At 67.0% G+C, this 17,338-nt stretch carries 15 protein-coding genes; 10 read left to right on the top strand and 5 right to left on the bottom strand.

The genetic code is table 11. The annotated features are described in order from the left end of the window. Positions 1-94 precede the first annotated feature (94 nt). From Q0907_RS14265 to Q0907_RS14240, 6 genes are all read left to right on the top strand, one after another. Positions 95-1,189: a phytase gene (locus Q0907_RS14265; protein WP_299346007.1), complete on the top strand. Its 1,095-nt coding sequence runs from the start codon at positions 95-97 to the stop codon at positions 1,187-1,189. Between the two features lie 2 nt (positions 1,190-1,191). Beyond that, the gene (locus Q0907_RS14260; RefSeq protein ID WP_299346004.1) at positions 1,192-2,112 is read left to right on the top strand and encodes a M23 family metallopeptidase; all 921 of its coding nucleotides are present in this window, start codon (positions 1,192-1,194) and stop codon (positions 2,110-2,112) included. Between the two features lie 73 nt (positions 2,113-2,185). Beyond that, the gene (locus Q0907_RS14255; RefSeq protein WP_299346001.1) at positions 2,186-3,802 is read left to right on the top strand and encodes a peptide chain release factor 3; all 1,617 of its coding nucleotides are present in this window, start codon (positions 2,186-2,188) and stop codon (positions 3,800-3,802) included. 188 nt (positions 3,803-3,990) lie between these two features. Next, complete coding sequence (locus Q0907_RS14250) at positions 3,991-4,188, top strand: hypothetical protein (protein WP_296278447.1); 198 nt, start codon at positions 3,991-3,993, stop codon at positions 4,186-4,188. Positions 4,189-4,291: 103 nt separating this feature from the next. After that, complete coding sequence (locus Q0907_RS14245; RefSeq protein WP_299345998.1) at positions 4,292-4,984, top strand: hemolysin III family protein; 693 nt, start codon at positions 4,292-4,294, stop codon at positions 4,982-4,984. Positions 4,985-5,071: 87 nt separating this feature from the next. Continuing rightward, the gene (locus Q0907_RS14240; RefSeq protein WP_299345996.1) at positions 5,072-7,021 is read left to right on the top strand and encodes an AsmA family protein; all 1,950 of its coding nucleotides are present in this window, start codon (positions 5,072-5,074) and stop codon (positions 7,019-7,021) included. 6 nt (positions 7,022-7,027) lie between these two features. On the opposite strand, the gene Q0907_RS14235 is transcribed toward Q0907_RS14240, so the two are convergent. From Q0907_RS14235 to mtgA, 3 genes are read right to left on the bottom strand one after another with little or no spacing between them, the layout of a single operon-like run. Beyond that, positions 7,028-7,456: a CBS domain-containing protein gene (locus tag Q0907_RS14235; protein ID WP_296278450.1), complete on the bottom strand. Its 429-nt coding sequence runs from the start codon at positions 7,454-7,456 to the stop codon at positions 7,028-7,030. Further along, positions 7,416-8,453 (bottom strand): glycosyltransferase family 2 protein, encoded by a 1,038-nt coding sequence (locus tag Q0907_RS14230; RefSeq protein WP_299345994.1) that lies wholly within the window; start codon positions 8,451-8,453, stop codon positions 7,416-7,418. Before Q0907_RS14230 ends, Q0907_RS14235 begins: the two co-directional genes overlap by 41 nt. Beyond that, positions 8,450-9,229 carry a monofunctional biosynthetic peptidoglycan transglycosylase gene (gene mtgA, locus Q0907_RS14225; RefSeq protein WP_296278452.1) on the bottom strand — a complete coding sequence of 260 codons (780 nt, stop codon included), beginning with the start codon at positions 9,227-9,229 and terminating at the stop codon, positions 8,450-8,452. The genes Q0907_RS14230 and mtgA overlap by 4 nt, the downstream gene beginning before the upstream one ends. Positions 9,230-9,280: 51 nt before the next feature. Here mtgA and Q0907_RS14220 point away from each other — a divergent pair, with 51 nt between their 5' ends. From Q0907_RS14220 to Q0907_RS14205, 4 genes are all read left to right on the top strand, one after another. After that, entirely contained in the window at positions 9,281-10,573 is a 1,293-nt protein-coding gene (locus tag Q0907_RS14220) for an aspartyl/asparaginyl beta-hydroxylase domain-containing protein (RefSeq protein WP_299345991.1), read from the top strand. Continuing rightward, positions 10,570-11,451 (top strand): Hsp33 family molecular chaperone HslO, encoded by an 882-nt coding sequence (locus tag Q0907_RS14215; protein WP_299345988.1) that lies wholly within the window; start codon positions 10,570-10,572, stop codon positions 11,449-11,451. The genes Q0907_RS14220 and Q0907_RS14215 overlap by 4 nt, the downstream gene beginning before the upstream one ends. 113 nt (positions 11,452-11,564) lie before the next feature. Beyond that, positions 11,565-12,434: a hypothetical protein gene (locus tag Q0907_RS14210; protein ID WP_299345985.1), complete on the top strand. Its 870-nt coding sequence runs from the start codon at positions 11,565-11,567 to the stop codon at positions 12,432-12,434. Between the two features lie 73 nt (positions 12,435-12,507). Further along, complete coding sequence (locus tag Q0907_RS14205) at positions 12,508-14,046, top strand: sulfotransferase (protein ID WP_299345983.1); 1,539 nt, start codon at positions 12,508-12,510, stop codon at positions 14,044-14,046. On the opposite strand, the gene Q0907_RS14200 is transcribed toward Q0907_RS14205, so the two are convergent. Together Q0907_RS14200 and Q0907_RS14195 are read right to left on the bottom strand one after the other, a co-directional pair. Next, a complete protein-coding gene (locus Q0907_RS14200) occupies positions 14,040-15,638 on the bottom strand; it encodes a methyltransferase regulatory domain-containing protein (protein WP_299345981.1) in 1,599 nt (532 codons plus the stop codon). The genes Q0907_RS14205 and Q0907_RS14200 overlap by 7 nt on opposite strands. A gap of 22 nt (positions 15,639-15,660) precedes the next feature. Then, positions 15,661-17,205 carry a sulfotransferase gene (locus tag Q0907_RS14195; RefSeq protein WP_299346347.1) on the bottom strand — a complete coding sequence of 515 codons (1,545 nt, stop codon included), beginning with the start codon at positions 17,203-17,205 and terminating at the stop codon, positions 15,661-15,663. Between the last annotated feature and the right edge of the window lie 133 nt (positions 17,206-17,338).

The following is a 17,338-nucleotide window of genomic DNA, read 5'->3' as shown; positions in this document are numbered from 1 at the left end:
CGTACGATGTCAATCGCTTTATTCGGATGAAGCGATGGATTCTTGACCGCGATCCCGCTGCCGGCGGGTGCGGCAATGCCGCATAATCCCTGACATGACCTTGAAACCCCTTCTGGGCGGCCTGTTCGCGGCCTTGCTGGCCGGCTGTTCCACTGCCCCCCTGCACACCTCGACTCCGCCTGCGCCGCCGCCCAAGACCGCCGCCGACGCCATCCTTCCGGAAGCGTGGGTGTCCGCGCCGGTCGCCGGCGACGAACTGGATTCGCTGGTGGCGTGGCCGACCGAAGACGGCCCGGTGTGGCTGATCGCCACCGCCAAGGCGACCCACCACCTGGCCATCTACGATGCCGACACCGGTCAGCGACTGCGTACGGTCGGCACCCCGGGCGACGCGGTGGGCCAGTTCAACCGGCCGAACGGCATCGCCGTGTTCGGCGACCTGTTGTTCGTGGCCGAACGCGACAACCACCGCGTGCAGGCCTTCCACCTGCCGGAGTTCGCACCACTGGGCGCGTTCGGGGCCGATGTGCTGCGCTCGCCCTACGGCCTGTGGGTGCACGAGACCGCGCCGGGCGAGCTGGAGCTGTTCGTCACCGACAGCTTCATGGTCGATTTCCGCACGATGACCCTGCCACCGATGGCCGACCTGGATGGTCGCGTGAAGCGGTTCCAGGTGCGCGTCGAGGAGGGCGGGAAGCTGGAAACCCGACTGCTCGGGCAATTCGGCGATACCGGCGCGGCCGGCGCGCTGCGCATGGTCGAATCCATCGCCGGAGATCCGGCGCACGACCGCTTGCTGATCGCCGAGGAAGACCGCCGCGTCGGATCCACCCTGCGGGACTATCGGCTGGCGACCGGCGCCTACCGCGGCCACAGCCTGCCAACATTCGACGCCGATGCCGAAGGCATCGCGCTGTGGTCGTGCACCACCGAGGCCGGTTACTGGATCGCCGTGGACCAGCTGACCCCGACGCGCTTCCGCGTCTTCGACCGCGCCACGCTGGCGCCGTCCGGTGTGTTCTCAGGCAAGGTGACGTCCAACACCGACGGCGAGACCGTCTACGCCATGCCGACCAAGCGGTTCCCGGCCGGCGCGCTGTTCGCGCTCCACAACGACGTCTCGCTGGCCGCCTTCGACCTGCGCGACATCGCCCGCGCGCTCGACCTGCAGGGCGATTGCCCGCGGTGAGCATGCGCGGGCTGGCCCTGGCCTGCGGCATCATCATGCTGGTCGGCAGCGTGGGCGACCTCGCGGCTGCCCGCCTGTATCGATGGAAGGACAAGCAGGGCTATACGCAGTACGGCGACCAGCCGCCTCCGCCGGAGCAGTTGGCCGGCAGCGGCCTGGACGTCATGCGGTTCCGCAATCCGCCCAGCGCGCTGGTGCGGCTGCGGCTTGAGAAGCAGGGCACGCGCTACCAGGCGTGGGCCGACAACCTCATGCACGGGCCGGTGCAGGTGCAGCTGGGGTTCCGTCGGCAGCGCGACGTGCGCAGCGCGCCCGCCCTGCCCGCCCGTGCGGTGGTGCCTGCGCGCAGCAGCGTGCTGGTGGCCGACATCAGCGTGACCGATCCGCTGCGCGGCGGCGATTTCGAACTGACCCTCGACGGCATGCCGGGTGACCCCGCCAGCCAACCGCAGGATTACGAGTACCGCCTGCCGTTCGACTACGGCCGCGTGCGCGTGGACCAGGGCCCCGGCGGTCGCTTCAGCCACAGCGATGCGCAGAACCTGCACGCGGTGGATTTCGCGGTGCCGGAAGGCACCCGGATCGTCGCCGCGCGCGAGGGCCTGGTGATGCAGGTCGAGTCGGACTTCGACAAGGCCGGCCTGAACCGCGAGAAGTACGGTGGCCGCGCCAACTTCATCCGCATCCTGCATCCCGACGGCACCATGGCGCTGTACGCGCACCTGAAGGCCGAAGGCGCGCAGGTGCGCGTAGGCCAGTACGTGCGCAAGGGGCAGTACATCGGGCTGTCCGGCAACACCGGCTTCTCCACCGCCCCCCACCTGCACTTCGTGGTTCAGGCCAATCGCGGCATGCGGCTGGAGTCGGTGCCGTTCCGTATGTTCGGCCCGCTTGGCCAGCTGCAGTTCCCCTCGAGCCGCTGAGACGGCTGACCCGCCGCGGCCGGTATAATCGCCGCCTTCCCGCTCCTTCAGCGCCCGTCCGGGCGCCCGCCCCATGTCCAATCCGACCAGCGCCGTGGCCGATGAAGCCGCGCGCCGCCGCACCTTCGCCATCATTTCCCACCCCGACGCGGGCAAGACCACGCTGACGGAGAAGCTGCTGCTGTTCGGCGGCGCGATCCAGATGGCCGGCTCGGTGAAGGGCCGCAAGGCGGCGCGCCATGCGACCTCCGACTGGATGGCGCTGGAAAAGGAGCGCGGCATCTCGGTCACCTCGTCGGTCATGCAGTTCCCGTACGAAGGCAAGATCGTCAACCTGCTCGATACCCCGGGCCACGCCGACTTCGGCGAGGACACCTACCGCGTGCTGACCGCGGTCGACAGCGCGCTGATGGTCATCGACGTGGCCAAGGGCGTGGAAGAGCGGACCATCAAGCTGATGGAAGTCTGCCGCCTGCGCGACACGCCCATCATGACCTTCATCAACAAGCTGGACCGCGAGGGCAAGGACCCGATCGAGCTGCTGGACGAGGTCGAAAGCGTGCTGGGCATCCAGTGCGCCCCCGTCACCTGGCCGATCGGCATGGGCCAGCGCCTGAAGGGCGTGGTGCACCTGCTGACGGGCGAAGTGCACCTGTACGAACCGGGCCGCAACTTCACCCGCCAGGACTCGACGATTTTCCCGTCGCTCGACGCGCCCGGCCTTGCCGACAAGATCGGCGCCGAAATGCTGGCGCAACTGCGCGACGAACTGGAACTGGTGCAGGGCGCCAGCCATCCCTTCGACAAGCAGGCCTACCTCGACGGCAAGCAGACGCCGGTATTCTTCGGCTCCGGCGTCAACAACTTCGGCGTGCAGCCGCTGCTCGATTTCTTCGTCGAGCACGCGCCATCGCCCCAGCCGCGCGAAACCACCGGCCGCGAAGTGCAGCCTGCGGAGAACAAGCTGACCGGCTTCGTCTTCAAGATCCAGGCCAACATGGACCCGCAGCACCGCGACCGCGTGGCGTTCATGCGCGTGTGCTCGGGCCGCTTCGAGGCCGGCATGAAGACCTTCCACGTACGCAGCGGCAAGGAGATGAAGCTGGCGAACGCGCTGACCTTCATGGCCAGCGACCGCGAGATCGCCGCCGAGGCCTATCCCGGCGACGTGATCGGCATCCACAACCACGGCACGATCTCCATCGGCGACACCTTCACCGAGGGCGAGGCGCTGTCGTTCACCGGCATCCCGAACTTCGCGCCGGAACTGTTCCGCCGCGCGCGCCTGCGGGATCCGCTCAAGCTCAAGCAGTTGCAGAAGGGCCTCGCGCAGCTGAGCGAGGAAGGCGCGACGCAGTTCTTCCGTCCCCTGATGAGCAACGACCTGATCCTGGGTGCGGTGGGCGTGCTGCAGTTCGACGTGGTGGCCTACCGGCTGAAGGACGAGTACGGCGTTGACGCCTCGTTCGAGAATGTCAGCGTCGCCACGGCGCGCTGGATCCGCTGCGACAACGCGAAGAAGCTCGAGGAATTCCGCGACAAGAACGCCATGAACCTGGCGCTGGACGCGGCCGGCGAACTGGTCTACCTGGCCCCGACGCGGGTGAACCTGCAGCTCGCCCAGGAACGCGCGCCCGACGTGCAGTTCCTCGCCACGCGTGAGCACGCGCACAGCGTCGATCCGGGATGAGCCCCTCTCGCCACGGCACGACGGTGACATCGTGTCTTGCAGGTTACGTTCGGCGGACACGGGCCGCCCCGGGATGCCGACCGGCGCGTTGATCCATTAGGCTTTCCGTGGCCGCCATCCGGCGGCGTCATGGGGAGATGTCGATGTATTTTCTCGGGATAGTCCTGCTGTTGGCAGGGGCGATCTGGATGACGGTGAACGCTGCGAAGAAGGACGGCGCGCTGGCTGCCGTCTTCTGCTTCATCTGCGGTATCTACACGATCTACTACGGCATCAAGAACTTCGCCGAGAACAAGATTCCGCTGATCCTGTTCCTGGCCGGATTCGCGCTGTGCCTGGTCTTCCGCCCGGACATGGCGGCACTGAGCGGCGCGGCAGTGATCTGATCCGCCTCGAGGCGGGCTGCCGGACCCTTCGGCAGCCCGCCGCAGGCTGACTGGACGGCCGCGGAGGCATGCACCTCATGCTGCATTGCGGTAACGTTGCGACATGAACGAGCCGACCTCTTTCGAAGCCCTTCGTGCACGGAAACGCGCCGACCATCTGGTCGATCTGCGCGACGAGATCGCAAGCGCGCTGACGCACGGCCTCGGCGCCGTGGCGGCACTGGCGGGAGGCGCGGTGCTGATCACGCTCGCCGCCATCTACGGGGACGGCTGGCAGCTAGGCGCGTCGATCGTCTTCGGCATCACGCTGCTCCTGCTCTATACCGCGTCCACGCTCTATCACGCCATCCAGCATCCGGTCGCCAAGGGCCGCCTGAAGGTTTTCGATCACTGCGCGATCTACCTGCTGATCGCGGGCACCTACACGCCCTTCACGCTGATCGGCCTGCGCGGGCCGTGGGGCTGGGGACTGTTCACCGCGATCTGGACGATCGCCATCGCCGGCGTGATCTTCAAGCTGTTCTATACCGGCCGCTTCAAGCTGCTGTCGACGATCCTCTACATCGCGATGGGCTGGCTGGTGGTGGTGGCGATCAAGCCGTTGCTGACCTCGGTGGATCCGTGGACGCTCGGCTGGCTGCTGGCCGGCGGCCTGTTCTATACGCTGGGCACCTTCTTCTACCATCGCGAATCGATCCGCTATTCGCATGCGATCTGGCACCTGTTCGTGATCGCCGGCAGTGTGTGTCACTTCGTCGCCGTCACCCAGCAGGTGCTGATGCCGCGGCTGGCGTGAAGCGCGCGTCGACGTTCGTGTCCCGCACATGAACCGCCTGGCCTGCGTTTCGCAACCCGTGAACACGCGGTTGCCAACCATGGGCCCATGACCGCGACTTCCACTCATCGTCGTCGTTTCGCCTTGCGCCCCCTGTCGCGTACCGGCGCGATCGTGATCGGCGTGCTGGCGGCGATCATCGTGGTCATCGCCGTGCTGTTCGAATGGAACTGGCTGCGTCGCCCCATCGAACGCATCGTCGAATGGCAGACCGGCCGCAGCTTCCACATCGCCGGCAATCTCGACGTGGATCTCGGGCGTGTGACCACGGCGCGCGCGGAGGGGCTGACGTTCGGCAATGCCTCGTGGTCCCGTGTGCCGACCATGGCGGCAGCGGATCGCGCCGAGGTGAGCGTGGAAGTCTTCCCGTTTCTCTTCAGGCGCGAGACACGGATCCCGCGCGTGCGCCTGACCCATCCCCGGCTGCGCCTGGAGACAGGGCCCGAAGGCGTGGGCAACTGGGTCTTCGGTGACCGCTCTGGCGAAAACCGGACGCGCTTTCGCGAGCTGTGGATCGATGACGGTCGCTTGCTGTTTCTCGACCCCTCACGCAAGACCGACTTGGACATCCAGCTTTCCAGCATCCGCCAGGCGACACCGGATGCACCGGCGGCAGTCGACCTGAAGGGCAAGGGCCGCTGGGCAGGCAATGCGCTCACGCTGCAGGGCCAGGTGGCCTCACCGCTCGCGCTGCGCGACACCGACAAGCCCTACCGTATCGACCTGCGCGCCAGGGCCGGGGCGACACGCGCGCATGCACGCGGCACGCTGCTCGATCCGTTCCGCTTGCGCGACTTCGACCTGCGCTTGATGCTTGCGGGGCAGGACATGGAGGATCTGTTCCCCCTGATCGGCATCGCGACCCCTCCCACGCCCCCCTATCGCCTGGACGGGCGATTCACGCGCGACGGCAACACATGGCGCTACGACGATTTCACCGGCGTGGTCGGCGACAGCGACCTTGCCGGTACGGCCAGCGTCACAGTGGGGCGCGAACGCCCGCTGTTCAAGGCGAACCTGGTGTCCAAGCGCCTGGATTTCGACGACCTGGCCGGGTTCGTCGGCGCGCCTCCGCAGACCGACGCCCGCGAAGCCAGCAACGCAGAGCAGCGTGCGGAAGCGGCGGCGTTGGCGGCGGATGCACGCGTGCTGCCACACACGCCCTACAACCTCGCCAAGCTGCGCGCGATGGATGCCGACGTCCGCTGGAAGGCGCACCGCATCAACGCGCCGGGCCTTCCCATCGACGACATGGACGCGCACCTGCTGCTGGATGCCGGCCTGTTGCGGCTGGAGCCGTTGAACTTCGGCGTCGCGCAGGGCGATATCCGGTCGCAGATCCGCATGGATGCCCGCAGCGACACCATCCGGACACAGGCGACGATCGCCGCGCGCCGGCTGGACCTGGGTGAGCTGTTTCCGCAGGCCGAACTGACGAAGACCGCCATCGGCCGCATCGGCGGCGACATCAAGATCACCGGGACCGGCAACTCGGTCGCCGGCATCCTGGGCACGGCCGATGGCGACATCGCGCTCGGCATGGGCCGTGGGCAGATCAGCAACCTGCTTATGGAACTCGCCGGCCTGGACATCGCGGAGTCATTGAAGTTCCTGGTCACCCGGGACAAGACCGTGCCGGTACGCTGTGCCTTCGGCGACTTCGCGGTCAAGGACGGCGTGATGGACGCCCGGTCGCTCGCCTTCGATACCAGCGACACAATCATCGTCGGCACCGGCCGCATCAGCCTGAAGGACGAAACACTGGATCTGGAAATGAGGCCGCGTCCGAAGGATCGCAGCATCCTCGCGTTGCGCTCGCCGCTGGTCGTCGGCGGCACGTTCAAGGACCCTTCGTTCCGTCCCGACTTCAAGCGCCTGGGCCTGCGCGGCGCGGTCGCGGTGGCGCTGGGCAGCATCGCCCCGCCTGCGGCGCTGCTGGCGACGATCGAGGTGGGGCCGGGCGAAGACAGCGCGTGCGGCGGCCAGTACGCGAAGTGATGCGGCTCAGCTGGCGATGTAGCGCTGCAGCTGGTCCAGTTCCACCTGCTGGTCTTCGATCACCGCCTTCACCAGATCGCCGATCGAGATGACGCCGACGATGGCGTCCCCGTCGGCCACCGGCAGGTGGCGGATCCGGTGCTCGGTGACGACCTTCATGCAATGGTCGACGCTGTCGTCGGGCCGCACGGTGACGACTTTCGCCGTCATGATGTCGCGCACCGGCGTGTTCGAAGACGAGCGCCCCTGCAACACCACCTTGCGGGCGTAATCGCGCTCCGACACGATGCCGCACAACCGTGGCCCCTGCATGGCGAGCACGGCGCCGACGCCTTTTTCGGCCATCAGCCTGATGGCGTCGAGGACGGAGGCGTCGGGGGATACGGCGAAGACTTCAGGGGCCTTGGCCCCCAGCAACTGACGAACCGTGCGCATGGCGATCTCCGGGATAGGGAGCGGGTCGATCTGGCCCGGCCAAGGATACTCCTGCCGACGCGGGTTGCCACGCATCCACCAGGTACAGGGGTCGCTGCTTGGATTCCTCGTACAGGCGCCCCAAGTACTCGCCGATCAGTCCCAGTGCCACCAGCTGCGTGCCGCCGAGGAACAGGATCACCGTCATCATCGTCGGCCAGCCGGCCACCGGATCGCCGAACAGCAGCGCCTTCCCGACGATGTAGATCGCAAAGGCGAAGGCGAGCAGCGCGGTCAGCACGCCGATGTAGGTCGCCACGCGCAACGGTGCGGTGCTGAAGCTGGTGATGCCCTCCAGCGCGAAGTTCCACAACTTCCAGAAGCCGAAACTGCTGCTCCCCGCCACGCGCGCATCGCGATGGTACGGCACCGACTTCTGGTTGAAGCCCACCCAGCCGAACAACCCCTTCATGAAACGGTGGCGCTCGCGCAGTTCGCGCAGCGCCGCCAGGGCACGCGGCGACAGCAGGCGGAAGTCGCCGGTGTCGGCCGGGATGGGCGTCTTCGACAGGCGACCGATCACGCGATAGAACGCATGCGCGGTGGCGCGCTTCAGCCAGCTTTCGCCCTCCCGCTCGACGCGCGTGCCGTGCACGTTGTCGTAGCCGGCCTGCCAGGCGCGCACGAAGTCCAGGATCAGCTCCGGCGGGTCCTGCCCGTCCGCATCGAGGATCACGGCCGCACCGGTGTCCACACGGTCCAGGCCGGCGGTCAGCGCCGCTTCCTTGCCGAAGTTGCGCGACAGCCGCAACAGCGACACCCGCGAATCGTCCGCCGCCAGCGCGCGCATCACCGCCCATGTGTCGTCGCGGCTGCCGTCATCGACGTAGAGCACGCGACCCTGCACGCCCTCCAGCGCGTCCAGCGACGCAAGGATGCGTGGGTGCAGCAGCGGCAGCGCTTGCGCTTCGTTGTACGCGGCCACCACGACGGTGACCTGAGGCGCCGCGCCGATCATGGCAGCGCCTCGAGATAGGTGGTGCCGCCGATCTGCCGCACCTGGCGTTCGATACGTGTCGCGCGCCGCTGCACGTACGGCCCGGGACGAGGGGCGCTGTAGCGGCGGGGGGACGGCAGCACGGCGGCCAGGCGCGCACTTTCGTTGGACGTCAGGCGTGCGGCGTCCTTGCCCCAGTAACGTCGTGCCGCCGCCTGCCCGCCATAGACGCCGTCGCCGAACTCGGCGACGTTGGCATAGACCTCCAGGATGCGGCGCTTCGACCACAGGGTTTCGATCAGCAGCGTGTACCAGGCCTCCAGCCCCTTGCGCGTCCATCGGCTCACGCGGTTGCTGCCCTGCCAGAGGAAGAGGTTCTTCGCGACCTGCTGGCTGATCGTGCTGGCGCCGCGCAGGCGCGTCACCGGCCTGCCGCGCTTCTCCGCGCGCTCGACCATCTTGCGGTTGTGCACGCGCGCCTTCTCGATCGCCGCCAGGTCGAAGCCGCGGTGCGTGGCGAAGTTCTGGTCCTCCGCCGCGACCATCGACAACGGCAGGCTGGGCGCCATCTCGTCCAGATCGCGCCAGTCGTAGGCCAGCCGGAAACCGACGTCTCCCTTGCCCCAGGCCTCGACCAGGCGCGCCGCCATGAAGGCGGTGAACGGCGGGTCGACGAAACGCAGCACGACGACCTGCAGCACGCTGGCTGCGGCGAACAGGAAAGGCAGTGCGAGCAGCCAGCGGAGCCATCGGCGACGGGCTACGCGGGGAATGGAACCGTCCGATTTTGAGCGCATGGCATCCAAATGCGAGAATGGGGTCTCAACAGTCCGCTGGTCATCCGCCTTATGAACGCACGCACCGAGACGCTGGTAGCCGACTTGATGAGAGAGGGCGACCAGCTGGCCCAAAGCGGCCAGTCCGTCTCCGCAGCGGTCCGTTGGCACAAGGTGCTCGAGCTCGAGCCGGAGTTTCCGCCAGCGCTCAACCACCTGGCCATGCAGGCCATGCAGCGGGGCGATCTGTCCGTCGCGCGCGACCTGTTGCAACGCGCCGTGGCAGCGGCACCGGACTATACGATGGCGCACGCCAATCTGTCCCGGGTCTACTCCGCCATGGGCGACGCGGATGCCGCCCTGGCCCAGATCAATGCCGCCCTCAAGGCAGAACCGGTCGCATGGGGCGTGCACATCGAAAAGGCACGCCTGCTGGAGGAACGCGGCAAGGACCGCGCGGCCGCGTCCTCCTACGGCGCAGCGATGGCCTACATGCCCGAGGCGCTCCAGCAGGCGCCCGAACTGCAGCCGTTGATCCAGCATGCTCGCCGCAAGGTGGCGGAGAACCAGGCGCAGATGCGCGAGTTCCTGCTCGCCCGGATGGGGGACCAGTTGCGCACCGGCTCGCCGCGCCAGCTCGAGCGCTTCCAGCACAGCCTGGATGTGGTGACCGGACGTCGCGACATGGCGCTGTCCCGGCCGCTGACGCTGCCGTTCCCTCGCTTGCCGTCGATACCGATCTTCCATCGCGAGGATTTCGACTGGGCGCCCACCGTCGAAGCCGCTTTCCCCGACATGCTCCGTGAGCTCCAGTCATTGCTGGAGGAAAACGCAGAGTTCGTCCCCTACGTGGAAATGTCGGACTACGAGCCCAAGGGACAGTTCGCGCCGCTCGATCGCAATCTGGACTGGGGCGCCTACTATTTCTGGAAAAGCGGCAAACTGGACGAAGACCACGCCAGGCGCTGTCCCAAGACCGTTGCCGCATTGTCCGACCACGCCCCCATGTGCAGGGTGCCGGACCGCGCGCCGGTGACGTTCTTCTCCGCGCTCAAGCCGGGCACGCATATCGCGCCGCATCACGGGGCAACGAACACCCGCCTGACCGTCCACATGCCGCTGATCATCCCCCCCGACTGCGCACTCCGCGTCGGCGGCGAAACGCATGTCTGGAAGCCCGGCGAGTTGGTGATGTTCGACGACACCATCCTGCACGAAGCCTGGAACAACAGCGATCGCCTGCGCGTAGTGCTCATCTTCGACGTATGGCATCCCATGTTGACGCCAGTCGAACGGGAACTGGTCTGCACGACCATCCAGGGAATGCTGGATTACAACGGCCACGACGCCATGGGTGAGCTGTGAACGACGGGGTGACCCGCTTCCTGCTGCCCGCCGCCGGCGTCCGCGGCGTGGCGGTGCGTCTCGAAGACACCTGGCAGACCGTCGGTGGCCGCGCCGACTACCCGCCGTCAGCCCGCGAGCTGCTCGGCGAAGCCAGTGCGGCGGCGGTGCTGTTCACGGGCCATACCAAGGTCGACGGGCGCCTGTCGATCCAGCTCCGCAGCCAGGGCACCTTGCGGAGCCTGTTCGCCGAATGCACCGCGGCGGGTACGGTGCGCGGCATCGCGCAGTTGTCCACGGCCGGAGACGCGCCGCGCGACCTCCGCGACCTGGGCGAGGACGCCCTGCTGGCGATCACCGTTGAAAACCCCGGCCTGGACCCGCGCGAGCCGCAGCGCTACCAGAGCCTGGTCGGCCTGCAGGCCAGCCGCCTGGCAGAAGCCTTCGAAGACTACTTCCGCCAGTCCGAGCAGCTGCCGACGCGCCTGCTGCTGGCCGCCGACGGTGACCGGGCCTGCGGCCTGATGCTGCAGAAGCTGCCCGGCGACGAAGGCGATGACGATGGCTGGAGCCGGGCGGGCGCCCTGTTCGATACGCTGGGCGAGGCTGAGCTGCTGGCCACGCCCGTGCCGGTGCTGCTGCACCGCCTGTTCCATGAGGAAACCCCGCAAATCCTGACGGAGCGCGCAGTTCGCTTCGGCTGCTCTTGTTCGCGGGAACGGGTCGAGAGCATGCTGCAGTCGTTGGGAGAAGAGGAAGCGACCGCGGCGCTGGCCGATGGGGTGGCGGAAGTGCGTTGCGAGTTCTGTGGGCAGGAGTATCGGTTCTCCGCCCCGCAGATCGCGGAACTATTCAGCCAGCTGCGGGTCGACATGGAAGCGCCCAGCCGCCTTCAGTAGTTCCGGCGGTCGGCGGACAGCGTCGGGGACTTGTTAAAGAAACATAAACGGCATAGCATCGGTTCCCCTTCGGGAGGGGAACTCCGGGTCGACCCAGGAGTCTGAAGCCAGCCATGAACCTTCGTAGCCTTTCACTGCCGCTCGCCCTGCTGCTCGCCCTTTGCGGGGCGGCGGATGCGCATGCGCAGAAAAGCACGCGTAAGCCGGCCGCGGACCCGCAGGCGACCGCCCTTCCCATCTGGAACAATGACGGCAAGGTCGAGGCCGTGCTGCTGCTCGAGCCGACCGGCCAGGCCGAGGCCGGCGCGCGCTGGCGCCTGGGGCGCAACTCACTGACCACCGCATTCGGCCTGGACAGCGGCGACGCCCTGGGCCTGGTGTGCAACCGCAAGGCGGGGGTCGTCGGCAACATCGGCAACCTGGCGAGCCACTGCATGCTGGCCACGCTCGGCGACGACGATCAGGACACGGCAAGCCAGCGCGTGAGCGCATCCGCCGTCCTGAGCCGTCCCGGCGGCAAGCTGGGACTGTCGGCCGGCACCGGCCGCGACACCCTGCCGGCCTGGCTGTCCTCGGGCCGCGGCGGAAGCCGGGTCGAGCAGAACGACCTGGCCGTGTTCGGGCAGAAGAACATCGGACGCGAAGGGTTCGTGTCGATCGGTGGCGCCGTGGCCAAGGCCACGCTGGTGCCCGTCTCCGACCTGCCGGCCCTCGCCGACCGCTGGAACAGCCGCAGCCTGACCGTCGGCGGTGGCTACGGCCCCTTCAGCGCCAATATCGTCGGCCGCGTCATCGACGTGCCCGGCCAGCCTGGCAAGTTCGAAGGCCTGGGCCTCGGCCTGACCTGGCGCACTCCCTGGAGTGGGCAGCTGACGGTCGGGGCCGAAAACGTCATCACTCGCGGCAAGAATCCCTTCTCGTTGACCAACGAGAACGCCGACGAAGGCACCGTGCCGTACGTGCGTTACGAGCAGGACCTCTAGTTTGTCCAGCAGCAGTGACCGTTCGTCCGCCGCGCGCGGACCTCGTCTCGATGTCGAAAACAAGCTCCTCAGGGTGCGGAGCCTGATCACGGCAGGCGATCTGGTGGGGGCGCGCAGCATCAGCGACGCCATCCTGGCCGAGCATCCGACCGATGCGGGCGCCCTCATCCAGCGGTCGCGCCTGGAGTCCATCGACGACAACTACCGGCGCGCACGCGAGTACGCGCTTTCCGCCTATCGCGTCGGCGTGCAGAACAAGCGCCAATGCATGTTCCTGTTGCGCCGCCTGAAGACCTTCAACCTCATTCCGGAGTTGCATGGATTCATTCCGCGCATTCCCGAGGGATTGCGGCACGATGTGGATGTCGCCCAGCTGGTGGCCTTGTTCCTGCAGACCTTGAACCACCCCCAGCAGGCTCTCCAGCATCTGCAACTGGCGGCGGCGCACCATTCCTCCTCTGCGCCCCTGACGTCGGATATCGGGCTGGCGCTACTCAACCTCGGAAGGTTCGAAGAGGCGGAACAGCATTTCCGCGAATCCCTGGTGCTCCAGCCGGACCACGCCCCCGCCTGGTGGCACCTTTCACGCTTGCGCTCGGAAAGCGGCACCGACGCGGGCCACGTCGACGCACTGAAACGCGCGGTGGCGCGCGCCACGGAACCGGGCAATGCGGCGCTGCTGGCCTACGCGCTGCATCGGGAGCTCGACCGCCTCGAGGACTATGCAGCCGCAACGGACGCGCTCGAACTGGCCTGCACCTCCATGCGGAAAGTGGTCGCCTATTCCGGCGAAGAAGACGAGCGGCTGTTCGGACTGCTGAAATCGCTGGACGTCGGCGCCGCCGAGCGCCCGTCGTCGATGGACGCGCCGTTCACGCCCGTCTTCATCGTCGGCATGCATCGCTCCGGTACGACGCTGCTGGAACAACTGCTTTCGGCACACACCGACATCTGCTCGGGGGGCGAACTCTACGACTTCACCAGCCAGCTACGACTGGCCGCGGATCACCACTGCAGCACCGAGCTCGATTCGGCCATCGTCCAGGCTTCGGCGGACTTCGACTATGGCGCCATCGGCAGGGGCTACCTGGAATCGGTGGACTGGCGTCGCGCGGGGCAGCGATTCGTCACCGACAAGTTGCCGTCCAACTTCCTCAACCTCGGTTTCATCCTCACCGCGTTGCCTGGCGCGAAGATCCTGCACATGTCGCGCGATCCGATGGAAACCTGCTTCTCCAACCTGAGGGAGCCGTTCTCGGCCACCACCTGCCGCTATTCGTACGACCAGGCCGAGCTCGCCAACCACTATCGCCACTACTTCAACCTGATGCAGCACTGGCGCCAGCGCTTCCCGGGGCGCATCCATGACGTGACCTACGCTGCGCTCGCCACCGATCCGGCGGCGGAACTGAAGCGCGTGACCACGTTCCTGGGCACAGGCTTCCAGCCGACGATGCTGGATCCGGCGTCCGCCACTGGCAGCGTCAACACCGCGAGCGCGGTGCAGGTACGGCAGAAGCCGGGCCTGCCCCTGCGGCCCAAGTGGCACGCATACCGCGACTACCTTACGCCGCTGGCGTGGCGCCTCTCGGAACTCGGCCAGCGTTACTGACCCGCTGGTCGCACCAGTATCGCGGCGCCGGCAAGACGCTGCAGCATCTCCGCCACGCGTGCCTCCGCCTGCGACTCCGTGTCATCCGCTGCCGCCTGCGGCAGGGCAGGTAGCCGTCCCTCGCGCAGGGCGGCGGCGGCGGCGGCCACCAGTCCGTTCCTGTCCAGCGAACCGTCCATCAACGGGATCAGCAACCGATCGATATCCCCTATTTCGATGCTGTCGTGCCAGAGATTGGCCACATGCCTGCGCGGCGGCACTAGGGCGGCGACCTGGCGCCTGACCGCCGGATCCACCACCGGCCGATCACCTACGCCCGTTGCCTCCACGGCAGCCAGACGAACCTGCGCCATGCCGCGCAGGGTCAGGCGCTCGCATAGTTCATCCACGGCCTCGCTCAGGATCTCCGGCGAAACCGCGTCCTTGTCGCCCTGCGTGAGCATCGCGTGGCGGAGCATATCGTCGCGCGTCACCGTGCCCGGCCACGCTCGCGCGAGCGCATCGATCGCCTGCTTGATACCGCTCAGGCTGGCGCCGATGCTCGCCGTATTCGGGAGCGCGACGAACTCCTGGTGCTGTCCGTCCAGGCGGATCGGTCCGTCGGTGGCGGACAGGTTCGCCGCGAAATGCATCCGATGCAGGGTCGCGCGATCCAGCTCCCAGCGGAGGTCTTCGGCGCGTTTCGCGTGCACCAGCAGGGTCTGGCGGAAGACACGGCTCACGGCGAAGTCCAGATACTGTTCGACGCGCACCTGATCGCCACCGAGCGCGCCGTACAGTTGCTGCGAGAGCTCCTGGCTGTAGTTGGACGGCAGCATGGTCGACGGCTGCGCTTCGCCCAGGTAAGCCAGGCCATGGCGACCTGTCCGCTCCACGAATTCATGGAAATAGCAGGGGCGGTTGTTCGGGGCGAGATACTCGTGCGCCACGTAATCGGTGGGGCCGTTCATGATCGACGGCATGCACTCGTCGACCGCGGCGGCGGTCAGCCCCCCCGGCAGCGCCGTCTGCTTGAGGAAGTTGAGCATGGAGCGGCCGTAGCCCACCTGCTCGTCGACGGTCGGTCGCGCACCGCCATGCATCAGCATCGCATCACGGACGATCTCCTTGGTCTTCCAGCCCGGATAGGTGTTGTAGCTGACGTAGGCGACGCCGTCCGCCGCAAGACAGCGGGCGATCAGACGCAGGACAGCGTCCTGCACCTCGGCGGGCACCCAGCTGTAGACGCCATGGGCGATGATGTAATCGAACTCGCCGAGCGAATCCGCATCGAGATCGAGCAGGTCCGCTTCGACGAGGGAGGCATTGCCGATGCCCAGGCGATCGATGGACGCCTTCCCCTCGGCGATCTGGACTCCCGAGATATCCACGCCCACCACCCTCGCTTGCGGATAGCGCAACGCGATGGGGATCAGATTGCCGCCCGACCCGCATCCGAGCTCCAGGACGCGCGCCGTCGATACCTGTCCCGACGGCAACCCGAACAGGCTCGCAACGGCGGCCAGCTGTTCCGGGGCGCTGTACTGGTAGGCGTATGAGCTGTACGGCATGTCGTCGTAACGCGCCCGCGTATCTTGGTTGACGGGATTCATGGCTCTCCGGAATACGTTGGCGTCAGCGCAGCTCGTTGAGGAGCGGCTGCAGATAGGTTTCGTAGGGTGCCCACTTGGGCACGTCACGCGCGATCACTTTGTCGCGCACCTGCACGGCACTGGCCGTTGCCACACTCTTGCCCTGCGAATTGGGCTGCAGCAGCTTGTCGGTGAACGGGAAGCCACAGAAGGCCGCCACCTCGCGCATGGTGGCTTCCGTGTTCCGCGTCAGGTCCGTATAGGTGATGTCCAGGATCCGGCCAGGGAACGCCTGGTGCCAGTGCTCCATGAGGTCGCGGTACTGGTTGCTGTAGTCCGCCAGCTCCACCTGGTCGTAGGAATACGGCGCGGCGTGGGCAAACAATTCGCGCAGGTTGGAGAAGCAGGTCTCCCGGGGGTCGCGCGACATGTGGATGATCTTCGCGTGCGGCATCGCCTGGCAGATGAAGCCCACGTTCATGTGGTTGGGCGGCCACTTGTCCGTGATGTGGGTGTGCCCGTTCAAGCGCCAGGCGACGCCTTCCATGTAGTTCCGGCCCAACTCGGTGTAATCGATCCCCGACGCACGCGCCACCGCGACCGGATCCGTGGCGCTGGGAAAATAATGATCGGTCGCATAGCGGACGCGCGCCGCCATGTCGTGGAGTTCGCCTGCGTTGAACACGCCGGGATCACCACCCATCAGCTGCTCCAACAGCGTCGTGCCGGAGCGGTACATGCCGACGACGAAGATCGGCGTGATGTCCGACGCGTAGCCCGATGCGTCGACCTTCAAGGGCATCTGCTTCAGCTGCGCGAACAGGCGGCGCGTCGACTCGCGGTCGTACTTGTTCGCCGCGCGATGGATGCGGTTGGCCGTGTCGAGCGCCTGGAAAGCACCCGCGACATCGCCGATGTCGTCGAGCTCCTTGTGCAGGGCGTAGTAGAGCCTCGTCTTGTCGACCAGGCCAAGGGAAGGCTTCTGCAGCGCGCGCCGGATGCCATCGACATGGTGCGTGTCCGCACTCCACTTGCGCATCCATGCGAGCACCCAGTAGGCGTTCGCGAACCCCGGATCCATGCGCAGGCATTCCATGATGTCCGCTTCAGCATCGTCGAAACGGCCCAGGAACAACTCCATCGTCGCGCGCGCCAGGCGAAGCGACGGCATCTGCGGCTGCAGCTGCATGGCACGGGTGACGAACTCGATCGCCTGCGCCTGGTCGCCCAGCCAGCTGAGCTGTGCGGACACCAGATGGAGCGTCTTGGGGTCGGCCATGCTGCGGAGGAACGGCGAAGCATCGATGTAGCGGCGCATGGCGGCCGACTCTTCGAAATGCCTCAGGCAAAGCAGGACGCTGGGCACCAGCGCCGGGTTGCCTACCGCGGAAGACAGCGCGCGTATCGCGTACTCGCGTCCCTTCCGGTAGTTGTCGTTCGCCCGCGCCTCGAAACTGGACAGGTGCAGCAATGCTTCCGCGTTGTCGCCTGCGTCCAGGACCTTGCGGTAGTGCACGGTGGCGCCGGCCATGTCCTTCGCTGCGACCGCACGCCGCGCATGCGACAGCGCTTCCTCGATTTGCGGCATACCCACGTGTGTCTTGCCCTGCTCAATTCGTCACACATTCTACACGCAAAAAAAAGGGTTAAGTGCAAAAAGTGGTTGATGGCCGAGCCAGGAGCCCGACCCTGCCGCCGTCTTGTTCTGTGCAATATCTGGT

Source organism: uncultured Pseudoxanthomonas sp. (assembly GCF_947498795.1).
Lineage (GTDB): Bacteria > Pseudomonadota > Gammaproteobacteria > Xanthomonadales > Xanthomonadaceae > Pseudoxanthomonas_A.
Note: the sequence above shows the minus strand (reverse complement) of the source record. Positions and strands in the feature narration are given on the sequence as shown.

Bases quoted from the DNA above. Each gene is read 5' to 3' on its own strand.
- Q0907_RS14265 (WP_299346007.1), top strand. From the start codon at position 95: ATGACCTTGAAACCCCTTCTGGGCGGCCTGTTCGCGGCCTTGCTGGCC.
- Q0907_RS14260 (WP_299346004.1), top strand. From the start codon at position 1,192: ATGCGCGGGCTGGCCCTGGCCTGCGGCATCATCATGCTGGTCGGCAGC.
- Q0907_RS14255 (WP_299346001.1), top strand. From the start codon at position 2,186: ATGTCCAATCCGACCAGCGCCGTGGCCGATGAAGCCGCGCGCCGCCGC.
- Q0907_RS14250 (WP_296278447.1), top strand. From the start codon at position 3,991: ATGACGGTGAACGCTGCGAAGAAGGACGGCGCGCTGGCTGCCGTCTTC.
- Q0907_RS14245 (WP_299345998.1), top strand. From the start codon at position 4,292: ATGAACGAGCCGACCTCTTTCGAAGCCCTTCGTGCACGGAAACGCGCC.
- Q0907_RS14240 (WP_299345996.1), top strand. From the start codon at position 5,072: ATGACCGCGACTTCCACTCATCGTCGTCGTTTCGCCTTGCGCCCCCTG.
- Q0907_RS14235 (WP_296278450.1), bottom strand. From the start codon at position 7,456: ATGCGCACGGTTCGTCAGTTGCTGGGGGCCAAGGCCCCTGAAGTCTTC.
- Q0907_RS14230 (WP_299345994.1), bottom strand. From the start codon at position 8,453: ATGATCGGCGCGGCGCCTCAGGTCACCGTCGTGGTGGCCGCGTACAAC.
- mtgA (WP_296278452.1), bottom strand. From the start codon at position 9,229: ATGCGCTCAAAATCGGACGGTTCCATTCCCCGCGTAGCCCGTCGCCGA.
- Q0907_RS14220 (WP_299345991.1), top strand. From the start codon at position 9,281: ATGAACGCACGCACCGAGACGCTGGTAGCCGACTTGATGAGAGAGGGC.
- Q0907_RS14210 (WP_299345985.1), top strand. From the start codon at position 11,565: ATGAACCTTCGTAGCCTTTCACTGCCGCTCGCCCTGCTGCTCGCCCTT.
- Q0907_RS14200 (WP_299345981.1), bottom strand. From the start codon at position 15,638: ATGAATCCCGTCAACCAAGATACGCGGGCGCGTTACGACGACATGCCG.
- Q0907_RS14195 (WP_299346347.1), bottom strand. From the start codon at position 17,205: ATGCCGCAAATCGAGGAAGCGCTGTCGCATGCGCGGCGTGCGGTCGCA.